At 68.2% G+C, this 20187-nt stretch carries 16 protein-coding genes; 10 read left to right on the top strand and 6 right to left on the bottom strand.

Annotation, left to right across the window (positions count from 1 at the left end; genetic code table 11):
* Positions 1-238: 238 nt before the first annotated feature.
* From ABT057_RS10990 to ABT057_RS10975, 4 genes are all read left to right on the top strand, one after another.
* On the top strand, positions 239-1960 hold the full coding sequence (locus ABT057_RS10990; protein ID WP_502973854.1) for a replication initiator: 1722 nt from the start codon (positions 239-241) through the stop codon (positions 1958-1960).
* Positions 1957-2145, top strand: a complete 189-nt coding sequence (locus ABT057_RS10985; RefSeq protein WP_352342250.1) for a helix-turn-helix domain-containing protein — start codon at positions 1957-1959, stop codon at positions 2143-2145. Before ABT057_RS10990 ends, ABT057_RS10985 begins: the two co-directional genes overlap by 4 nt.
* Positions 2142-3473 carry a tyrosine-type recombinase/integrase gene (locus ABT057_RS10980; RefSeq protein ID WP_352342248.1) on the top strand — a complete coding sequence of 444 codons (1332 nt, stop codon included), beginning with the start codon at positions 2142-2144 and terminating at the stop codon, positions 3471-3473. Before ABT057_RS10985 ends, ABT057_RS10980 begins: the two co-directional genes overlap by 4 nt.
* A 122-nt stretch (positions 3474-3595) precedes the next feature.
* Positions 3596-4282 carry a hypothetical protein gene (locus tag ABT057_RS10975; RefSeq protein WP_352342246.1) on the top strand — a complete coding sequence of 229 codons (687 nt, stop codon included), beginning with the start codon at positions 3596-3598 and terminating at the stop codon, positions 4280-4282.
* A gap of 61 nt (positions 4283-4343) precedes the next feature.
* On the opposite strand, the gene ABT057_RS10970 is transcribed toward ABT057_RS10975, so the two are convergent.
* The 3 genes from ABT057_RS10970 to ABT057_RS10960 form a co-directional block, all read right to left on the bottom strand.
* A complete protein-coding gene (locus ABT057_RS10970) occupies positions 4344-4643 on the bottom strand; it encodes a DddA-like double-stranded DNA deaminase toxin (protein WP_502973866.1) in 300 nt (99 codons plus the stop codon).
* 771 nt (positions 4644-5414) lie between these two features.
* On the bottom strand, positions 5415-5645 hold the full coding sequence (locus ABT057_RS10965) for a DUF7848 domain-containing protein (RefSeq protein ID WP_175513418.1): 231 nt from the start codon (positions 5643-5645) through the stop codon (positions 5415-5417).
* Positions 5642-5839 (bottom strand): hypothetical protein, encoded by a 198-nt coding sequence (locus tag ABT057_RS10960; RefSeq protein ID WP_175513419.1) that lies wholly within the window; start codon positions 5837-5839, stop codon positions 5642-5644. The genes ABT057_RS10965 and ABT057_RS10960 overlap by 4 nt, the downstream gene beginning before the upstream one ends.
* A 156-nt stretch (positions 5840-5995) precedes the next feature.
* Here ABT057_RS10960 and ABT057_RS10955 point away from each other — a divergent pair, with 156 nt between their 5' ends.
* The gene (locus ABT057_RS10955) at positions 5996-6718 is read left to right on the top strand and encodes a GntR family transcriptional regulator (RefSeq protein WP_352342244.1); all 723 of its coding nucleotides are present in this window, start codon (positions 5996-5998) and stop codon (positions 6716-6718) included.
* 70 nt (positions 6719-6788) lie between these two features.
* On the opposite strand, the gene ABT057_RS10950 is transcribed toward ABT057_RS10955, so the two are convergent.
* Entirely contained in the window at positions 6789-7634 is an 846-nt protein-coding gene (locus ABT057_RS10950) for a GntR family transcriptional regulator (protein ID WP_352342242.1), read from the bottom strand.
* 259 nt (positions 7635-7893) lie between these two features.
* On the opposite strand from ABT057_RS10950, the gene ABT057_RS10945 reads away from it, so the two are divergent.
* The 5 genes from ABT057_RS10945 to ABT057_RS10925 all read left to right on the top strand — a co-directional run bounded on the left by ABT057_RS10945 (position 7894) and on the right by ABT057_RS10925 (position 12485).
* Entirely contained in the window at positions 7894-8220 is a 327-nt protein-coding gene (locus ABT057_RS10945; RefSeq protein WP_246532017.1) for an SCO3933 family regulatory protein, read from the top strand.
* Positions 8220-9548, top strand: coding sequence for an FtsK/SpoIIIE domain-containing protein (locus ABT057_RS10940; protein ID WP_352342240.1), 1329 nt, complete (start codon positions 8220-8222; stop codon positions 9546-9548). Before ABT057_RS10945 ends, ABT057_RS10940 begins: the two co-directional genes overlap by 1 nt.
* Before the next feature lie 138 nt (positions 9549-9686).
* Positions 9687-11042, top strand: a complete 1356-nt coding sequence (locus tag ABT057_RS10935) for a replication initiator (RefSeq protein WP_352342239.1) — start codon at positions 9687-9689, stop codon at positions 11040-11042.
* The gene (locus ABT057_RS10930; RefSeq protein ID WP_128839800.1) at positions 11035-11220 is read left to right on the top strand and encodes a helix-turn-helix domain-containing protein; all 186 of its coding nucleotides are present in this window, start codon (positions 11035-11037) and stop codon (positions 11218-11220) included. Before ABT057_RS10935 ends, ABT057_RS10930 begins: the two co-directional genes overlap by 8 nt.
* Positions 11217-12485 carry a tyrosine-type recombinase/integrase gene (locus ABT057_RS10925; protein WP_352342237.1) on the top strand — a complete coding sequence of 423 codons (1269 nt, stop codon included), beginning with the start codon at positions 11217-11219 and terminating at the stop codon, positions 12483-12485. The genes ABT057_RS10930 and ABT057_RS10925 overlap by 4 nt, the downstream gene beginning before the upstream one ends.
* Before the next feature lie 100 nt (positions 12486-12585).
* On the opposite strand, the gene ABT057_RS10920 is transcribed toward ABT057_RS10925, so the two are convergent.
* Together ABT057_RS10920 and ABT057_RS10915 are read right to left on the bottom strand one after the other, a co-directional pair.
* Positions 12586-12924, bottom strand: coding sequence for a hypothetical protein (locus ABT057_RS10920; RefSeq protein WP_210990285.1), 339 nt, complete (start codon positions 12922-12924; stop codon positions 12586-12588).
* Positions 12914-20005, bottom strand: coding sequence for a polymorphic toxin-type HINT domain-containing protein (locus tag ABT057_RS10915; RefSeq protein WP_352342235.1), 7092 nt, complete (start codon positions 20003-20005; stop codon positions 12914-12916). Before ABT057_RS10915 ends, ABT057_RS10920 begins: the two co-directional genes overlap by 11 nt.
* Positions 20006-20187 lie beyond the last annotated feature (182 nt).

The following is a 20187-nucleotide window of genomic DNA, read 5'->3' as shown; positions in this document are numbered from 1 at the left end:
CCGCGTCCCACCACCCAGCAGAAAGGAATCAGGAGGGATGCACTTGAATGCGCAGGTGAGGCGATGTTAACGTCACGCACCCGCCGGTGATCACCACCGCGCCCCGCCGACCAACCCCCGGTCCGGCCCCCGCGCCCACTCCGAGGCGCCCCGTTCATCTGTGAGCCGACGACTTCGGCCTGCCCACACCACCTCGCGCGTACCGCTTCCGCGCTCCCGCCGAAAGGCCCCGTTCCGCATGCCCGCACAGCTCTCACTCCCGTACCCCGCAAACGCCACGACCGCATGCCGGCGGTCGTCTACGTTCGCCATGCCGACCGCGCCGCCGAACCCGGCCACCGCCGTGCCAGCGGGTGGCCGGTCGGCGCTGGACCGCCGCGTCAGGCTCACCGCCAAGCTGGCCAAGCTCGCCGCCATCGGCCAACTCGCACCCCTCGCACGGCAGATCAGCACCCTCGGCGGCTGCGCGCACCCGATCCGACTGACCGGGCACCGCACCCGCCTGGACAGCGCGACCGGCGAGATCCTCGACCACTTCGACTCCAGTCGGCTCCCAGCGGGTGAACTGCTGGTCCGTTGCGGCAACCGTCGCGCCACCCGCTGCCCCGCCTGCTCCACCGTCTACCGCTACGACACCTACCAGCTCATCGCCGCCGGACTGCGCGGCGGCAAAACCGTCCCCACCAGCGTCGCCGCACACCCCCGCGTCTTCACCACCCTCACCGCCCCCGGCTTCGGCCCCGTCCACAACCAACCCGACACCGGACACTGCCACTGCGGCCAACTCCATGCCGACGACGACCCGCTCCTCGGCACCCCGCTCAACCCCGAGCGGTACGACTACGCGGGCGCGGTGCTGTGGAACGCGCACGCCCCCGCCCTGTGGGCACGCTTCACCATCCACCTCCGCCGGGAGATCGCCAAGGCGGCGGGGCTGACGCAGCGGAATCTGCGCCATCACGCCACCCTCTCGTACGCGAAGGTCGCCGAGTATCAGAAACGGGGACAAGTCCACTTCCACGCCGTCATCCGCCTCGACGGCCCCACCGGCCCGGGCAGCACCCCGCCCGCCTGGGCCACCGTCCAGCTCCTCAACCACGCCGTCCGCGCCGCCGCCACACGCACCCGCGTCCACCACGAGGGCGAACCGCCGAAGCAACCGCAGCCCGCCAAGGACACCCACTCGTCCCAGCCCCAAGGGTCAGACCAGGCAGGGCGGTTGGTGTTCCGGTTCGGGCAGCAGATCGACGTCCGCGCGATCCGCGGCACCGACTTCACCGGTGGCGGCCCGGTCACCGACCGGCACGTCGCCAGCTACATCGCCAAGTACGCCACCAAGGGCGCCGAGACCACCACCGGCACCCTCGACCGCCGCCTGCGCATCCTCGCCGAACTCGCCGCCCACGACATCACCGACCACGCCCGCCGCATGATCCACACCGCCTGGCGCCTCGCCACCAAACGCGCGCACGCCCACCTCCGCCTGCGCCAATGGGCCCACATGCTCGGCTTCCGAGGCCACTTCTCCACCCGCACCCGCCACTACTCCACCACCCTCGCCCACCTCCGAGCCCAACGCACCACCTGGCGAACCAGCCAACCCGACACCGCCAACCAGACCTCAGCCCCGGCTGAGACGCGGGCCGGTCAGACGGACGACAGTCCGGCCGGTGACCGCGCCGGACACCCGACCGACCTGGCCGCCAGTCACCGTCCCGGTCCCCGCGATATCCCCAGTCAGCGCGCGGGCTCGGACACCACGCTGGTCATCTCCCACTGGCAGTACGCCGGAACCGGCCTCCTGCCCGAACTCGAACACCTCGCCGACCTCCTGACCGCGAAACGGCAGACCCGACGCGAACAACCGACCCGAACCCGGCGCTCGAAGCGCTCCGGTGACCGCGCCGGTCACTCCGCTGATCGGCCGACCCGTGCTGTCCGGACGGAGTCCCTCGCGTGACCGCCGGCGCGGAACTCCTCACCGTCCCCCAGGTCATGGAACGCCTCCAACTCGGCCGCACCGCCGTCTACGACCTCCTCCGCACCCGCCAACTCCCCTCCCTCACCCTCGGCCGCGCCCGCCGCATCCCCGCACACGCCCTCACCGACTTCATCCACACCCGCCTCGACCAGGAAGCCGCATGACGACCACACCCCGCGACATCCCCGCCTCCCGCCGCACCCGCGCCAACGGAGACGGCACCGTCTACCAGCGAAAAGACCGCCGCTGGGAAGCCGCCGGATACGTCCTCGCCCCCGGCAACACCCGCCGCCGCATCCGCGTCTACGGCAGCTCACGCACGGAGGCACTGGCCAAGCTCACCGAGAAGATCGCCGCCAGCAACCGCGGCGTCCCCGCCGTCACCGCCCAGGGCAGCCTGGCCGCCTACCTGACGTACTGGCTGGAGAACGTCGCCGTCCACCAACTCCGCGAGACCACCCACACCCGCTATACCGCCGTCGTGCACCAATACCTGATACCGGGCCTGGGCCGGAAGAAGCTCGCCAAGCTCACCGCCAAGGACGTCCGAACCTGGCTCAACGCCCTGCGGACCGTCTGCCAGTGCTGCGCACGCGGCATCGACGCCGGCCGCAACCCGAACGCACAGGCCAGCCGACGCCCGCGCTGCTGCGCACTCGGCCGCTGCTGCGGCAAGCAGCTCTCTGCACTGACGCTCGCCTACATCCACTCGGTGCTCAAGTCCGCACTGGAGCACGCCGTCCGCGAAGAGGAGATTCCACGCAACGTCGCCCGGAACGTCCGCACTGGAACACCCCGCCCCCGCCGCTTCAACCCCCTCACCGCCGAAGAGGCCCGGCAGTTTCTCGCCGCCGCACAGGGGCACCGACTCGCCGCACTGTTCGAGCTCGCCCTGCGCACCGGGCTACGCAAGGGCGAACTCCTGGGGCTGCGCTGGGAAGACCTCGACCTCGACAGCGGCACGGCCAGCATCCGCCGCACCCTCCAACGCACCCACAGCCGTGGCCTGGCCACCCTGCCGACCAAGACCATCAGCTCCGAACGGCGCATCGCCCTGCCGACCTCCTGCGTCAACTCCCTCCGCGCACACCGCGAGCGGCAGGCCAGGGAGCGAGACCGGGCAGGCTCGATGCGGCAGGACAGCGGACACGTCTTCACGCGGCCGGACGGACACCCGATCGAGCCCGCCACCCTCACCCGGCACTTCAACACGCTGCTCCGCGAAGCCCGCCTGCGGCCGATCCGGTTTCACGACCTCCGCCACTCGACGGCGACCCTGCTTCTGGAGCAGGGCGTCGAACTCGTCGTCATCAAGGAACTCCTGGGCCATGCCCACATCGGGGTGACCGCAATGGTGTACGCACACGTCCGCCTCCGCCTTCAGCGCCAGGCCATCGACCTCCTCAACCATGCGCTGGGCAACCTCGCCGAGGCCGCCCCCGAGCCCGGCGACGGCGACGACCCGCCGCTTTGTGCAGCACCGGTCCGCTGACGTTGCCGTCAACTACTGCCGTCAAGACCGACGGGAGCCCCACCTACAGGGCTCCCGTTTTGCTATAGCACTTTGCAGATCACCTGACGTCGACGTCTCGCTTGTAGCGCATAATGGCTCACATGAGCTATCTCGCCCCCACGGACAATCAGGGCCTGCTGCGATTTCTACGGAGATGGTATGGCGCCCCGGCAGTGCCCAATGTAAGGCTGGGAGAGTCACCTGGAGTACCCAGGGAACTTGTTGAGTGGCATGAAATCTCCGCCCGGTGGGGCGGGCTGATCGCCTCGCACAACTACGCCATCCCACTGCCGGAACTCTCGACAGAAGACGGAAAGATTCCGTTCTGGGTCGAGAATCAAGGAACTTGGGTTTGGGCATTCGACCCGAACAACGAAGATCACTCCGTATACGAGCGAGAGCCCTCTGACGAGCCCACCCCATGGAAGTGCACTGGCGAGCGGCTTTCAGAATTTCTGATTCACGCCACAGTCGTAGAGGCAATCATGGGTGCTCCTGCAAGTAAAGTCGCGCAAGGAGTACAAGTAGATTGGCTCTGGTCTCAGGAAGGGATTAGCGAGTTCCCCTTCCCTGCATGGAACTGGCCGACCCGCGATTCACGCATCCTCTTCGGTGAGAGCTGGCTGGCTCTCATCCACCCGAGCGACGCCCCCGAGGCCGGTCATGACATCACCCTGGCAGCGGTTGCGCCAGAGGACCTCGAATGGGCGGAAAATGCCACAGGAATCAAGTGGCGCTCTTACTCCGGAGTGCAGGACCACACAACCAACGAGCCACTCCCCTGGTAGGTAGTCAGGGTGTGAATCGGCGGCCGATCCACCCGGATCGGCCGCCGATTACGTCCCTGAATCAGTCAGGGAGTCCCACGAATTTCTCGGTCCTCCCTGGCGAGATGACCCACAACTGGGCACCCTCAGGCAACATGTCAGGCAAGGTACTTGCACATGTTCCACACGCCCCAGTCGGGTAGTCGATATAGAGCACAGCTTTTCTGACTCCGGGATTCATGCGCAAGAAAGCTGCTGCATGAGTCTCCACATGGTTGAAGTTTGCCTTCGTCCTGCCCGGAAGATTATCGAGGAGATCGGACTGCCCACGTGGACCACTAATCATCGGTAGCTGATCGTTACCGACATCAAGAATTCCCACTGTGCGCCGAGGATAGTCCTTCTCCAAATCCTTCAGGGCCGGGCCACAATTTGCATTGTGAACAAGAACCGGTGTCCGACCCGCCAGCACATAGTACGTGTGCGCGCCGGGCGGGCGGCACCTGCATTTTCGCTGGTCAGCGAATTCCGGCCTGTCCGTGGGTGTGCATGGAAGTGCCGTGCTGTGCGCCTCTGTTGCCGTCGGCGTTGCCGTCAGACGGCTACGCACGTGAGGGCGGTGGAGTGGGCTTTGGCCGGTGTCCTGCCCGGGTTGGGGTCGGGCATGGTCAGGGGGCCGTACGCTGGCCAGCAACTCGGGCAGGCTTTGGACCTGCCCGGAATTTGAACGAGTGGCCCCCTGGCCTTGCCCGACGCGGGCCCCGGCCCGGGGAGGTGGGTAAAGCCCACGGAGCCGACCGGCCCCACCCCCGGGGCCTACGCCCCGGCCAACTCCCCGCCGTCGCTTCGCCGTCGGCCTGGCGTTCGCCGTGCTGGCGTGTCCGGCTTTCTCCGCGCTTCCGGTCGTCCGCTGTGCTGTCTTTGCGCGGCCTGGTCGCTGGCCGGCCCGCGGTGGCGGAGCCGAGAGCGGGCCGGGTGGGCGGCCGTGCCGCGCGCGACCCGCGTCAGCGGGTCGCCTTGAAGACGTAGAGAAAGTTTGGACGCATCCCGCTTCGGCGGTACGCCGTGGTCGGTTGCCGAGCGTCCGGCTGGCTGCTGGCCTGGGGCGATGGTCTGCGGGTTGTGGGTCCTGTTCAGGCTGGCGGTGGTGGTTCTATTCGGCTCGCGTGACCTTGGCATGGTCGGTGAAGACGCGTCTGAACAGGTTGTGACCGGTGCGTCCGGTGTGGCGGAGTGCCCAGTCCTGTGCGGCTTCCTGCTCGGCGTGGGGTCCGGATTCGGCTTCGCAGTTGGCAGCGGTGCAGAACGCCTCGTAGGTGATGCCGCCTTCAGGGGCGTGGCGGATGGTGTGGGTGATGTGCCGGTATACGGCGTGGGGGCTCACTGGTGGCCCTCGGGGTGGCGTCGCATGTAGACGTTGCAGTCGCTGACGGTGGTCATGTCGCCGACCGTGCGGGCCCGGTCGCGTACGTTGGCCAGTTCGGCGCAGCCCGCGCAGCCTTCAACGGGAGTCGGCTCCAGTTCCAGGCGCAAGGGGAGTTCGACCGGCTGGGTGGAGTACCTGGTCGGCTCCGTCATTGCACATCGCCACCTCTCGAACGTCACATGGCCGACATCTTGACAGGTCGGTGCTCTAGTTCAGTATTCGAGTGGCCGAAGCACTCCCGCTACGGTTCGTAGTGCACTAGTGTGCTTCCACTGACATTACGTCAACTCAACGGAGGGGCAAGCCTTATGCCCAGTCCCAAGACGTTCACGAAGATCGCGGATCACTTCCGGGAGCGCATCTTGTCGGGAGAGCTTGAGCCGGGCGCCAAGCTGCCGACGAACCGGGAGATCGCCGGCCAGTGGCAGGCCGCGGCCGCTACGGTCTCCCGGGCCTTGCAGGCTCTCCAGGTGGAGAACTTCATCCGCACCACCCCCAGGGGTACCTACGTCGCCGACGATCCGCGCTGGACGCTGTCGGCGCGGGACCGGCTGGCCCGGGTCCAGCAGGTGAAGTCGTTCCTGGCCGAGGGTGAGACGAGTCGGGTGACGGCGGCCGAGCTGATCATCCCGCCGCTGTATGTGGCGGAGATCTTCGACCTGGAGGCCGGGGACCAGGTGGTGCGGCGGGAGTGGCTGGCCGGACGGGGCAAGACCCGGACCGTGTTCGCGGTGACCTGGTATCCGGCCCCGTTCGCCGCCCTCGTACCGGACCTGCTGAACACCGCCCCGGGCCGCAATCACGGACTCTCGGCCAGGGTTCTGGAAGCCACCGGGCGCACGATCACCCACGCCCGCGACGACATGCACGCCCGCCCGGCTGACGCCCGAGAGGCGAGCGCACTGGGGCTGCCGGTCGGTTCCCCGATCCTGGCCGGCGCCCACCGATGGTCGGACGCGGAAGGGATCATCGAGTACGGGGAATGGTGTCTGCCACCCCGATTCACCATCGGCTACGAGTACAAGCCCTGACCGGACAACGCGAAGCGTCCCCGAGACCCAGCCTGCGGCCTTCGGGGACGCCGTCGTCCACCTGCCTGCCTCAGTTGGCGTCGCGGCCTTCGAGGCGTTCGACGCGCTCCTCCAGCTCCTCGATCCGCTCCAGGGCTCGTTCCAGCTTGTAGGTCAGATCCGCCACTCCGGCCACCGCCGGGAACTCCTTCTGTGAGGCAGTCGACGCTTCGCCCGGCTCGTCCACCGGCTGCACCGTGACCGGCACCTCTGTGCCGAACTCGCCCCCCACGACGACATACGCCATCGACCCGTTCCGCTGGTGGGCCTTCTTCATCCTGCCCTCCAGAGTGAGGAAGGTCAGAGCCTGGTCTGCGGATTCCGGGTCGCCGCCGATCGTGTCGACCACCTCGTCCACGGTGATCCTGGCCCCCCTGGCCAGTGAGCCGTCTCTGATCTTGCGGACCAGGCGGCCGTGGATGAGCTGGGTGGCGAAGCCGTGGTCGTCCCAGTCGCGTACGTAGACCTCGTCGACGGGCAGTTCGCCGGGGTAGCGCAGGAGAAAGTTGCCGGCCAGCAGGGAGATGGCGTTGGTGACCACGTTGAGCGGCACTGCGTAGTGCTCCGCCAGGACCTCGCGCGCGGGCAGTCTGGCGCCGGGGGCCAGGGTGCCGGAGTAGATCTGCTGCTGGAGATCGCCGGCGACCTTCTCGAAGGCGTCCTCGAAGTCGGCCGAGCGCGTGACGAATGTGCCGCGCCCCTGGCGGGCGATGACCCAGCCCTCATTCCTGAGGAGCCGGATCGCCTTCTGCACGGTCAGGCTCGATGCCTTGTAGGTCTGCATGAGCTGGCTCTGCGTCGGCAGGAGCTGGCCGGGCCGTAGTTCGCCGTCCCGGATCTGCTGCCGCAGGTCGTCCGCGATGCGTTCGAACGTCAAGCGTGCTTCGTCAGCAGCAGCCATGTCCATCCCTGGTCCCAGTCCGATTCCATCCGCCGCGGGCCGCCCGCTGACTGTCGTGTTTCACCAGCTCAGCGGCCTCACGGGGTCAGGGTAGCCGCCTGCTGGATGGGCCACCGCAAGATCGGATGGAACTCAATAGGGATGGACTTCGGATGGAATGAATGTATGGTTGCGGCACGCGATCACCCACACGGGTGACTCGCACCCCCCTACCTGGAGGTTTGCCGTGAAGTCCATGCCCATCGACCAGACTCCGGCCCTGGTGATCCTGGCCTCCGAGTCCCGGCCGCACTTCAAGGACCGCGAAGGCCAGCAGCCCGCGATCGACCGAGCAACCGGTGCCCACCTGCACCTGGTGGACGTGATGTTCGCCTTCAACGGCCGCGCCGAAGTGATCACCGTGAAAGTCCCGGAGCCGGGTCTCGGCAAGGGCCTGAAGGTCGGCCTGCCGGTCGTCTTCACCGGACTTGTCGCGTCGGCCTGGGAGAACGAGATCAACGGCAAGGACCGGCACGGCATCTCCCTGCGCGCCGACGCCGTCACCGCCAAGGCAGGCGCCTGATGACCGGCAATCACCTTGGGCTCGCGCTTCTCGTCGTCGCCGTGCTGGTCGCGCTTGGGCTGCTGGGCTGGGCCGGGTACTGCTTCGCCCGCTGGTACCGGGCCGATGCCGAGACCCGGGTCAGTCTGAGGCAGGCGCGGCGGATGCGGTGGGGCTGGAAGCGGCTCGCCCCGATGCTGGGCCTGGCGGTCAAGGACGCCACCCCGACCGTGCTCCAGCAGTACGGCCCCCAGGAACAACCGACCAAGCCGCGTGTGCTGGTGCCGCACCTGCGCACCCGCGCCGACGCCTTCGGCGTCACCGTCACCGCCGATGCCCTGCCGCAGGTCGGGCTCAGCGCCTGGCAGGACGCCGGCGAGGGCCTGTGCGACGCCTGGGGCATGCGCCGCATCCGGATCAGCCAGCCCAAGCCCGGAATGATCGTCGCGCGCGGCTTCCGTCGTGAGCCGCTGGAGGCGGTGATCCGCTCACCACTCCTCGGCCCGGACGGCTCCCCCGTCTGCCGACCGGGGCAGTTCGTCTCCACCGATGACGTGCTGCTCGGCTGGGACGAAGACGGCACCCCCATCGTGCTCAACCTCGCCTACTCCGCCCACGCCCTCGTCGCCGGCCTCACCCGCTCCGGCAAATCGATCACCGTCAACACCCTCCTCGCCTACGCCTCGCTCATGCGGGACGTGCGGCTGATCGTGATCGATCCCAACCTCGGTGCGGTCGCGCCCTGGTGGCGTACCGCCTACAAGGTCTCCGACGCCGTCCACCCCGACGAGCCGACCGAGATCCTGCGCTGGGTCCGCGAGGAGATGCAGCGCCGCGAGCGGCTGTTCTGGTCCGGCCGTACAGACCGCATCACCGACTTCAGCCCCGAACTGCCGCTGCTGCTCGTGGTGATCGACGAGGTGGCGAACTACACCCGGCACCCGGACCGCAAGGCCCGCGAACGCTTCGAGGCCGAGCTGCTGGCCATCGCCAGCCAGGGCGCCAAGTTCGGTATCCGGCTGTGGCTGCTCACCCAGAAACCCTCCGCCGACGTGCTCACCACCGCCGTACGGACCAACCTGTCCGCCCGGATCTGCCACCGCGTCGACACCATCGAGGACTTCCTGCACCTCTTCCCCGACGGCCGAGAACTGGACATCACCGCCGCCGACCGCACCATGCCCCAGGGCGTGTCCATCGCCTCCGTCGGCGACATGCGCACCCCCGTCCGGCTGCGCTCGGTCTACCTGCCCACCGAAGCCTGCTGGCTGATCAACGACCTCATGTGCGCCGAAGGGCTCAAGGTCCGCAAGCTGCCCGACCGCGTTGACCTGGGCAAGGCGGCGTGACCGCCTCTTCCTGGTCCCGTTTCGCAGTGATCCCCGGCAAGGGCGTGTAGTCGCCAAACCCTCGCCCTTGCCGGGGCCTTCCTCCCACACCCGTTCACGGCACACGTGTGTGCCGCAGTGCAGAGAGGTCCCGCCAGCATGCCACCGCACGACCCGACCACCACAATCCCCCGCCCCGAACCCGCTACGGCCGCGCTGCCCACATTCACCGGGTACCGCGACCTGCTCGGCCTGGTACGGCAGCTGTCCTCCCTGGGTGGCTGCGCCCAGCCGGTCCGCCTCGAAGGCCAGCGCATCGATGTCGACTCCTTCACCGGCGAGATCCTGCGCGAACTGAAGTCCAAGGAGCTGCCCGCCGGGCACCTGCTGGTCCGCTGCGGCAACCGCCGCGCCACCCGCTGCCCCTCCTGCGCCGAGCTCTACCGTCAGGACACCTACCACCTCATCGCCGCCGGCCTGCGCGGCGGCAAGAACATCCCCGACCAGGTCGCCACCCACCCCCGCGTCTTCGCCACCCTCACCGCGCCCTCGTACGGCCCAGTCCACGGGCGACGCACCAGCGGCTCCGCCCGATGCCGTTGCGGACGCACCCACACCAAGGGCGACCCGCTCCTCGGCACCGCGCTCGACCCGGAGCGCTACGACTACACCGGCGCCGTGCTGTGGAACGCCCATGCCCCGGCCCTGTGGTCCCGCTTCATGCTCCACCTGCGTCGCACCATCGCCGCCATTGCAGGTGTCCCTCAGCGGCTGCTGTCCAAGGTCGTCCGGGTCTCGTACGCCAAGGTCGCCGAGTACCAGCAGCGCGGACTGATCCACTTCCACGCCGTGATCCGCCTCGACGGCCCCGCTGGCCCCGCTGGCCCCTACACCCCGCCGCCCGCCTGGGCCACACCCGACCTGCTGGCCGATGCCATTCGGATCTCGGCCACCCGCGCCCGCATCGACGGGCCGGAGATCAACGGCCGGGCCCGCCCCTTCGTCTTCGGCGAGCAGATCGACACCAGGATCATCCGGTCCACGGCCTTCCAGGGCGGGACCACGATCACCGAGGGCAAGGTCGCCGGATACGTCGCCAAGTACGCCACCAAGGGCACCGAAGCCGCGACCGGCACACTCGACCACCGGCTGAAGAGGATCACCGACCTCTGGTTCGAGTCGGTACCCGAGCACGCCGCCCGCATGATCCGCACCGCCTGGGCCCTCGGTACCCGCGACGATCTCAAGCACCTGAACCTGCGCAAGTGGGCCCACATGCTCGGCTTCCGCGGCCACTTCTCCACCAAGACCCGCGCCTACTCCACCACCCTCAGCGCGCTCCGGGCCGCCCGAGCCGCCTGGCATCGCCGCCACACCCCGCCGCCCCACCCGACCACCCTCGTCCTCGCCCACTGGGCCTACGACGGCACCGGCCTCACCCCCGACCTCGAACGCCTCGCCGCACTCATCGGCGGCGGCCCAACGCGCGAACAGGAGGTAGCGACTCGTGCGTGACGACGAACTCCTCACCGTCCCCGAGGCGATGGCCCGACTCAAGATCGGCCGCTCCGCCCTCTACGACCTCCTGCGCACCCGCCGCCTGGCCTCGCTGACCATCGGCCGCGCCCGCCGCATCCCCGCCCACGCCCTGGACGACTATGTCCAGCGCCATCTGGAAGAGGTCGCCCGATGACCGCCCCCCAGCGCAGGAAGGCCCGCGCCAACGGCGAAGGCACCATCTATCAGCGCAAGGACGGCCGCTGGGAAGCAGCCGGCTACGTCCTCGCCGCCGACGGCAGACGAAAGCGTGTCCGTGTCTACGGCACCACCCGCAGGAACGCGGCTGACAAGCTCGCCGAGAAGATCGCCGACAGCAACCGCGGGCTGCCAGTCGCCACCGCTGACGGCACCCTTGGTGACTACCTGACGTACTGGCTCGGCAGTGTCGCGGTCCACCGGCTTCGCGAGAACACCCACACGCGCTACTCCGCCTGCGTCCGCCTCCACCTCATCCCCGGCCTGGGCACCAAGAAGATCGCGAGGCTCACCGCCAAGGACGTCCGCACCTTCCTCGACCGGCTCCGCACCACCTGTCAGTGCTGCACCCAGGGCCTGGACACCGAACGAAAGAACTGCTGTGCGATCGGCGAGTGCTGCCAGAAACGGCTGTCCCCCTTGACCGTGACCTACGTGCACTCGGTGCTCAAGTCGGCTCTGGAACACGCCGTCCGCGAGGACGAGCTGCCGCGCAACGTCGCCCGGAACGTCAAAGCCGCCATGCCCCGGCCCAGGCGCTTCCGGCCCCTGACTGCGACGGAGGCTCGTCAGTTCCTCGACGCCGCCCGCACGGACCGGCTCCACGCGCTGTACGAACTCGCGCTGCGCACCGGACTCCGCAAGGGCGAACTCCTGGGCCTCCTCTGGGAAGACCTCGACCTCACAACCGGAACGGCCAGCATCCGCCGCTCGCTCCAGCGCACCCGCACCGGCGGCCTCACGCATCTGCCCACCAAGACCCGGGCGTCTGAGCGCCGTATCGCGCTCCCGACCGAATGCCTCCACTCCCTCAAGGAGCACAAACAGCAGCAGGACAAGGAGCGCGGGACAGCAGGGTCAGCCTGGCAGGACAGCGGCCTCGTCTTCACCACCCCTACCGGCCGGCCTCTCGACCCGGCCAACCTCACCCGCCGCTTCCGCAGCTTCCTCGACCGGGCCGGACTCCGACGCATCCGCTTCCACGACCTCCGACACTCGACCGCCACCCTGCTCCTGGAACAGGGCGTCGACCTCGTCGTGATCAAGGAACTCCTCGGCCACGCCCACATCGGCGTCACCGCCGGCGTCTACGCGCACGTCCGACTCCGCCTCCAACGCCAAGCCATCGACACCCTCGGCAACACCCTCGGCTCAGCGGACGACGGCCCCGAAGACCCACCTGCCGCAGCCGTCGTCCGCTGACGTTGCCGTCAGCGTTGCCGTCAAAGACCAGGATGCCCCTTTCTCCACCAATCGGGAAAGGGGCATCCTGCCTCACTATTCGACAGCGCCTACGAGCGAGCTAGCTTTCGTCCAGGAACTGCAAGACTCCTTCAGGTCCGCCTGAATCGATAATCCCCTTGAAGGAATCCAGCATCGCAGCCAGACCCCCCTCCGGAATGATCACGAGATCGGGACACTGAAAATATGCCCCGCCGGAGCATTCTCCAGTCTCCTTCCATCGATCCATCACTTGCGCGATCGCGCGCAGCGTCATGAACGTGGCACTCCACCGTGTCCCATCCGGGAGGGTGAGTTCCGCGTCTACATTCTCAACGGTTTCCTTGTCGTCCTCTGCACCCAACATGAAGAGCGCGCTGAACTGCTGGTTCTCTACGCGGTAGAGAGGATCACTGGCCATAGAGCTGATTCAGCCTCGCAATCACCTTGGACTCGTTCGCTTTATCGGACTTCCCGACGACCTGGATCCCTCCGTCAACGTTCCGGAAGAACAGGCGACCGCCGTTCCTTCCTCGCGCGTAGGTGACATCCGTTCCGGCCAACGCCTTACTTCCGAGGCCCGGATTCATATTTCCGCGCGACAGCTGCTGAAACAGGCTGTCCAGATCGGCCTGAACCTTCTGATTCTTCCCTGCCTGCTGTGCGGCCTTCGTCAGCGCTGAATCCTCGCCAATGACAGAAGACATCGTTGTGAGGGGGCAGTTGGAATTGTGAACCAGTACCGGAGTGGCGCCCGCCAGCACATAGTACGTGTGCAGGTCGTCGACAGTCAGGTTGTACGTCCGGGCCCGCTGGACATAGGCGCGGTTGCCCTTGACCGTGACGAGGCTTCCGTCGTTGGAGCGGAGCTTCATGCCGGGGGTGAGCTCGCCGGCCTCCATCCAGCGGTGCTCGGACTCGGACCAGAACGGGTGCTCGCGGGTGGCGGTGAGCTTCTCCAGGCCGTTCTTCGTCTTGAGGGTGAGTTCGTTGAACTCTTTGTCGCTGTCGGTGACGATGAGGCGAGTGACCTTGCGCTTTCCGGACTTGCCGGTTTCCGGGTCGGTCGCCTGGACCTCGTCGCCGATCTTTACGTCTTCAATGTCCTTGGTTGAACCGTCCCCCATGAGGACATCGGTTCCTGCCAGGAAGCATTTGCAGCCCTTGGGCCTTGGTGACCGGAAGTTGGGGACATCCGGGAGCAGCGCCAAGGCGTCCCAGATCGCGTTCTCGTAGTCCCCGTTCTTCACGTCCTGATAGCCATGCGCGACATCTGCGGGGGCGTTGACGCCAGTGATTGTGCCGATGACGTCGGCCCAGTCCATCACCGTCACCCCCGGGCGAGCCAGATAAATGGCATGACCCCAGTTGACGCCGGCAACGGTGTAGTACCGCTTGCCCTTACTGCCCTCGGTGTAGGTTTGCCACTTCCACCCGTTCTGCTTGCGCTCCCACGATTCGTTGTAATGGACGCTCTGTCCGGAGAGAGAGTCACTCGGGACGCAGGTCGAGGTGTTCCCGCCGCAAATGCCGTCCGGGCGCAGACCTGTCGGGTCGGACTGTGAGACCGGGCCGTTCTTGGAATAGGCGTACCCGTTCATCTGGAGCGGGTCGGCGATGTCGAGGACAGGATCGGCCGAGAGGAAGTGACCGGAGGTCTGGTCGTATTCGCGGGCGCCGATGTGTGTGAGGCCGGTTCCCGTGTCGTCGATGCCCACGCCCAGGTAGCCGCGCTTGTTGGGCCAGGACGTCGGCTTCGTGCCTCGTACCTCGCCGTACGGCTTGAAGGCGCGGCGGGTGACCGCTTGGCCCGAGGCCACGTCCACCGAGGTGTCGGCGGTGCCGAGGTGGTCCGCCAGGAGGACGCTCAGTTTGTGGCCTGTCGTCGCGCCGTTCGTCGTGGTGCGGACGACCGTCGGCGCGCCGGCCTGGGTGTAGGCGCGGGACGCCTTCGTGATGCTGCCCGTGGCGTTCGTCGTCAGTTCCGTCTCGCCCAGGTAGAGGGTCGAGCCGGAAGAGGAGTTCTCGAGGATGCGGTTGCCGTCGGCGTCGTAGACGTACGTCGTCTTCGTGCCGTTGGTCGTGATCGACTCGGGCTTGTTCTCCGGTGACCAGACCAGGTCCTGCGTCGTGCCCGTCAGGTCGCGGTCCGTGGTGTTGCCCGTGGCGTCGTACGTGTACGTGCTGCTCTTGCCGGACGTCGGGGAGGTGATCGACGTCATCGTGTGCGGCTGGGTTCCGGCCAGGCCGTAGCCGTACGTGTAGGTGACGTTCTTCGTCGCGTCGGTCGGGTCGTGCTCGACAAGGGTCGCCCGGTTGCCCAGCCAGTCGAAGGTGAAGGACTGGTGGTAGCCCGTCGTGCCTGTCGAGACGGTGGTGGCAGCCGGGGCCGTGGCCGCGAGGGACGACTTCAGCGTCTCGTCGGCGGTGGTGGAGTACGGGGCGTCGGCCACCGGGCCCGAGGACGTCGTGTAGTCGGTGTCGTAGCCCCAGGTCGTGCCGTTGGCCGCCGTGCAGCCGGTCCCGGCCCCGTTCGGGGTGATGTTCGACGTCCAGGCGTTGACCAGTTCGCCCATGACGTCGTACGTGAAGCACTGGGTGTCCCACGTCGTCCCGGTCGCGTCGGCCATCGCCCTGCTGTTGGACGTGATCGTGCCGGAGGTGTCGTAGGAGTAGTAGGCGTCCGTGATGCGGTGCGGGGCGTCGGTCTCCCGGTCGGTCACCGTGCGCTGGAGGCGGCCGGTGTGGGGGTCGACGAAGTTCGTCGTCCAGACGCGGTAGGGCTGGGCGGCGGAGACCGTGCGCAGGACCTCGCCGTACGGGGAGTAGGTGGCGTCCGAGGTGTACCAGGTCGCGCCCGAGGTGGTGTCCGGCAGGCCGTCGCTGTTGTAGCGGGTGACGACCTTCTCGCTCGCCAGTCCGCCCACCGCGGGGAGTGTGACCGACTGCTGTTTGCCGGTGGGGGTGTACGTGTAGGAGTAGGCGTAGGTCCCGGACAGGCCCGTCGTCATCGCGTTCGCCGGGATGACGGTTTCCGTGCCGGTGACGTTGCCGTCGGCGTTGTAGCCGGTGACGCGGTTGACGTAGTCGCCGTCGGAGGAGGTGTGGCGGATGGATTCGTACAGGTTGCCGATTCCGCCGGACGCCTTGTCGTAGACGTACTCCTTGACCGGGCTCGACGTGTCCGTGCCCTGGCGTACGTAGCGCACCCGGCCCAGGAGGTCGTACTCGGTGTACGTCGCCTGGGCGCGGGAGTTCTTGGTGTAGTTCGGGCGGTCGGCGTCGTCGTACCCCGTCTCCGTGGTGCCGGTGTCGGGGTCGGTGGCGGACTTCACCCGGCCGCGGGCGTCGTACACGTACGACCAGACGTTGCCTGCCGCGTCGGTGACCCTGCTGCGGTTGCCGCGGGCGTCGTACTCGTAGGTCGTGTCGCGGCCGGTGGTGGAGGTGGCGGCGGCCTGGCTGAAGTAGCGGATCGAGGTGACCCGGCCGAGGGCGTCGGTCTCCGTGCGGGTGCGCGGGGACGTCGAGCCCGCCGGGTTCACGGTCGTGGTGGTGTCGCCGTACGCCTTGGTCGCGGAGTACTTCCTGACCTCGGAGTGGTAGGTGTCGGCGCGGAGTTCGCGTTCCAGACCGTCGTACGTGTAGCGGACGGAACTGGGGATGACCGTATAGCCCTTGGGGCTGAACAGGTCGGTGGTGGGCTCGCCCTTCGCCAGGTAGCCGCTGGTCTTCTCGATGACCAGGCCGTGATCGTCGTAGTTCGTGTCGACGATGATCCGGCCGGGTCCGTGGGCCTCGCTCTGCGTCTGGACCTCGCGCTGGAGGCCGTCGTAGAGGGTGACCAGGGTGGAGTAGGTGCCGTCGTCCTTGAGGGAGCGGAGGCTCACGGCGGCCGGACGGGTCACGTCGGACGTCGCCAGTGCCATCTGGTACGTGATCTGCACGGTGGGCGAGCTCGTGGCCGACGGGGACCAGCCCTTCACCAGGCGGCCGAGGGCGTCGTACTCGCTGCGGGTGACGCGGCCGTTGGGGTCGGTCACGGTCAGGGGCAGACCGCGCCCCGGGTCGAACGTGGTCGTGGTGGAGCGGTCCAGGGCGTCGATCGTCTCCGTGGAGGTCACCGGGCCGCCCTCGGCAGGGGTGTACTTCGTCCTGGTGGTGCCCGCCTTCGGCTTGGTGACCGTGAGGGCACGCCCGAGCGCGTCGTACGTCGTGTCGGTGACCAGCGAGTACGAGGTGCCCTTTCCGTCGGTCTCGGCGACCGAGGTGACCATGCCCTTGGTGGGTGTCTCGCCGTAGGACAGCTGGTCGTAGCTGTTGCGTGTCGCGGACTTCAGCTGGGTCGCCGGGTCCGCCGTCGCCTGGGCGGCGCAGGACGTCGCCGTCGTCCGCTGTTCCTTCGGCAGGCCGATCAGCCAGACCGAGGTGTTGTGGAGGTACGTCGTCGTGGTGCAGGTCCGGTCGGAGATCGCCTCGCCGTCGCCGGCCGGTTTGACGACGTACGTCTCTGCCTCGGTCGGCAGACCGTAGGTGTCGTCGACCTCGGTGAGGGTGCGCACGGCGCGCCAGGAGGAGCCGACGGTCTGGATGTCGTCCGTGCGCTTCACGCCGGTGCGGTAGGCGCGCAGGGGATCGCCCGCGGTGCCGTCCTCGTTCTCGCGGGCGCGGGAGGCCGTCTGCTTGGACCAGGGGTAGTTCAGGGTGCGCTTGAGGATCCTGCCGTCGGAGTTCTCGTACGTGAGGGTCTCCGCGGTCATGCCCGCGTACTGCTCCGCGTCCTCGTCGAGGAGGGTGTATGTGCCCGTGGAGTCCTTGACCGTGCCGCCGGTGCCGCGGAAGTAGCGGGTGACGGTCTTCGACTGCGCGTTGACCGCGCGGACGCCGTCCACGACTTCCGACGTGCTCTTGGCGCCCTTGAGGGTGGTGACGGTCCGATAGCCCTTCCAGTCGCTGAAGGTGCGCAGCGCGGGGCGGGTGAACTCGTCGTCGCTCTTGGCCCAGGCCGGGTCCTCGTACTTGTACTGCGTGGTGACGGGCCGGCCGTGGGAGCTGATCTTGTCGGTCTCGGTGACGGTCGCGACGACGTACTTGTTGAACCAGGCCTTCGCGGGTGTCTTCTCGTCTCCGTCGGGCGACCAGCGGACGGGGTAGCAGGTGCCGTTGTCCTTGCCCTTGTCCTCGGCGGGCTCGCTCGCGCAGCCGCCGGTGTACTCCACCTCGATGTCGCCGCCGTACTCGGTGGAGACGACGCCGATGCGGGGGCGGGTGAAGCCGGGGCGCTGGTCCTTGTTGCCGTTCAGGACCAGGTTGGGCAGCTGGCGGTCGGTGAGACGGGCTCGGAGCGGTGAGTCGTCTCCGACGGTGTACGGGGCGAAACTGACGCCGGCGTCGGACTGGAGGGTGCCGACGGTGTCGCCGGGGGCGAAGCCGGTGCGGGTGACGGAGTTGAGCCACAGGCCGGGCGCGGTGTCGTACCAGTCCTTCGGGAAGGCCTGGTGGAGCGTGTAGACGTCCACCTTGCCCAGGCCCGTCTGGCCTGCGCGCGCCGCCTTGGTCGTCACCGTCTCCAGGCGCTTCTGCGTCCAGAAGGAGGGGAAGGCCGGGCACAGTTTCGACGTGGACTTGCAGTTGAGGTTGCCGGGGGTGTCCCACCAGACGCGGTAGGCACCGGGGTCGTCGGTCTTGGCGAAGTTGGCGGCGTCGCAGGCGGTCGTCGATTCCGTGCAGCGTTCCTTGACGCCGAACTCGACGGTCGCGGAGGGCGCCGTGAAGCCGGTCGACTCGCTGCGCATGCCGTACTCGATGGACGTCGGGTACGCGTAACGGTCGTACTGCTCGGGCGTCTTGAACTTCTTGCGGACGGCGTAGTTGTTCGTCTCCTGCTTCCAGTTGACGATCATCGTGTTGCCGTTGACGTCGGCGATCTTGTCCAGGCCCCAGCGCCAGGCCTGCTGCTTGCCCGAGCCGCAGCGCGAGTCGGCGAAGGCGTCGGCGTGGCAGGGTTCGCCGGGGTGGTTGCCGAAGACGGGGACGGTGGAGACGGAGCCGGTGTTCGCGTGGCCGCCTTCGACCTTGTTCAGGCCGTAGTAGTACTTGGTGCCGTCCCGGGTCGTGACGAGCCAGTACTCGCCGTTGTCGTCGTCGTTGTCCGCGCCGACCTTGTGCTCGACGCGGGTGCCGTCGTCCTGCACGGGGCGGTAGCGCTCGGTGTCCTTCTCCGGGTCGCTGCCGGCGGCGGCGTCCCGGACCAGTTCGACGGTCTTGCCGCCCAGGGACATCACCGCGTTGTACGACACCCAGCACAGGTCGGACGTCTTGTCCTTCTTGGCGGTGTTGTTCGGCGTGCCCGCGTCGAGTTTCTTGCGGTCGTCCTGGCAGGAGCGGTACCGGCGCTCGATGTAGCCCGGGTCGTAGCTCCAGCCCTCGCCGATCCAGGAGGCCTGCGGGGAGGAGACGGCGGTGCGGCCGTCCACCGTCTGGGAGTTGTAGCCGAAGGTGATCTGGGGGGCGGGGCCCGCGGGCGGGGACGGCACGGTCAGCGGATACGACCAGGTGAAGGCGCCGGACGAGCCGCCCGCCTCCCACTTGCCGTCGGAGGCGAGCGGGGTCGCCTTGAAGTCGCCGCCCTTGCCGGCGCCCGAGTCGACCGCGCCGACGACGGCCGTGCTGCCGGAGGCGGCGGCCGGGGCGGCGGAGGCCGAGGTGCGGTAAGCGGCCTGTACGACGTTCGCGTCGCTCTTCGCCGAGGCCGGTGTCACCGTGTCGCCGGCGGCCGGGTCGACCGTCGCGGTGATGGAGTTGCCGTCGACGTCGTTCGTGGTCTGAAGTTCCTCGTACGTCTGGCACGCCTCGTCGTCCGGAGTGTCCAGGTAGCAGTCGGGGAACTGCACGAAGCGCAGACGGGAGGCCCAGTCGGCGCCGTAGAGGCTCTCGAACCTGGTGTAGTCGAGCTTGACGGAGACGGGGACCGCGCCGGTCGTGGGTGCCTGGACCTTGACGACCGCGCCGTCGACGCCCTGGCCGACGGAGGAGGTGCGGTCCGAGACCGTGACCTGCCAGGTGCCGGTCGGCTGGGCCTGGTCGGGGGCCTGGCCGAGGCTGACGGGGAGGGAACCCGCCGGCAGCATGGCCGCCTGGACGGCGGAGGTGCCGGTGCGCAGGGCGGCGGGCGTGGTGGTCGTGCCGAAGTTCACCGGGGCCGTGCCGGCCGACGCAGGTGTGGTGCCCGACGGCGCCACGTCCTGCGGCGCGGGGTCCTCCTGCTTCAGGGTGTCGAGGTCGGGGGAGAACACCGTGCCCGGCAGGGGCTCTTCGGTCTCCAGCGGCTCCAGCTGGACCGTCTCGCGGCCGGTCTCCTCGTGGGAGGGGTCGGGGTCGGGTGGCACCGCCAGCGCCTGGGCGGGCAGCAACGCGACCAGCAGCGCGGCCGCCACGGTCGGCACGACGGTGCGTGCGACGCGACGACGGTGGCGATGGGCCTGCGGCAGTCGACCGAACACGACGGGGTCCCCCCGGACCGTCCAAGCGGGACCGGTGACGGACCACGCGCGTTGAGTTACTGAACAGCGCAGATTCTGTGGTCGATCTGTGAACGAACGCCAGGTTACGAGTACTCATGTGATCATCGTCACTGTACGTAACGGCCCAATATCCCGCAGGTGAGGCTTCTTATGCGTTTCTT

Origin of the sequence: Streptomyces sp. NPDC002588 (assembly GCF_040295925.1) — a bacterium.
In the GTDB taxonomy this organism is placed as follows: domain Bacteria; phylum Actinomycetota; class Actinomycetes; order Streptomycetales; family Streptomycetaceae; genus Streptomyces.
The sequence above is the reverse complement of the archived record's forward strand: the minus strand, read 5'-3'. Positions and strand labels throughout refer to the sequence as shown.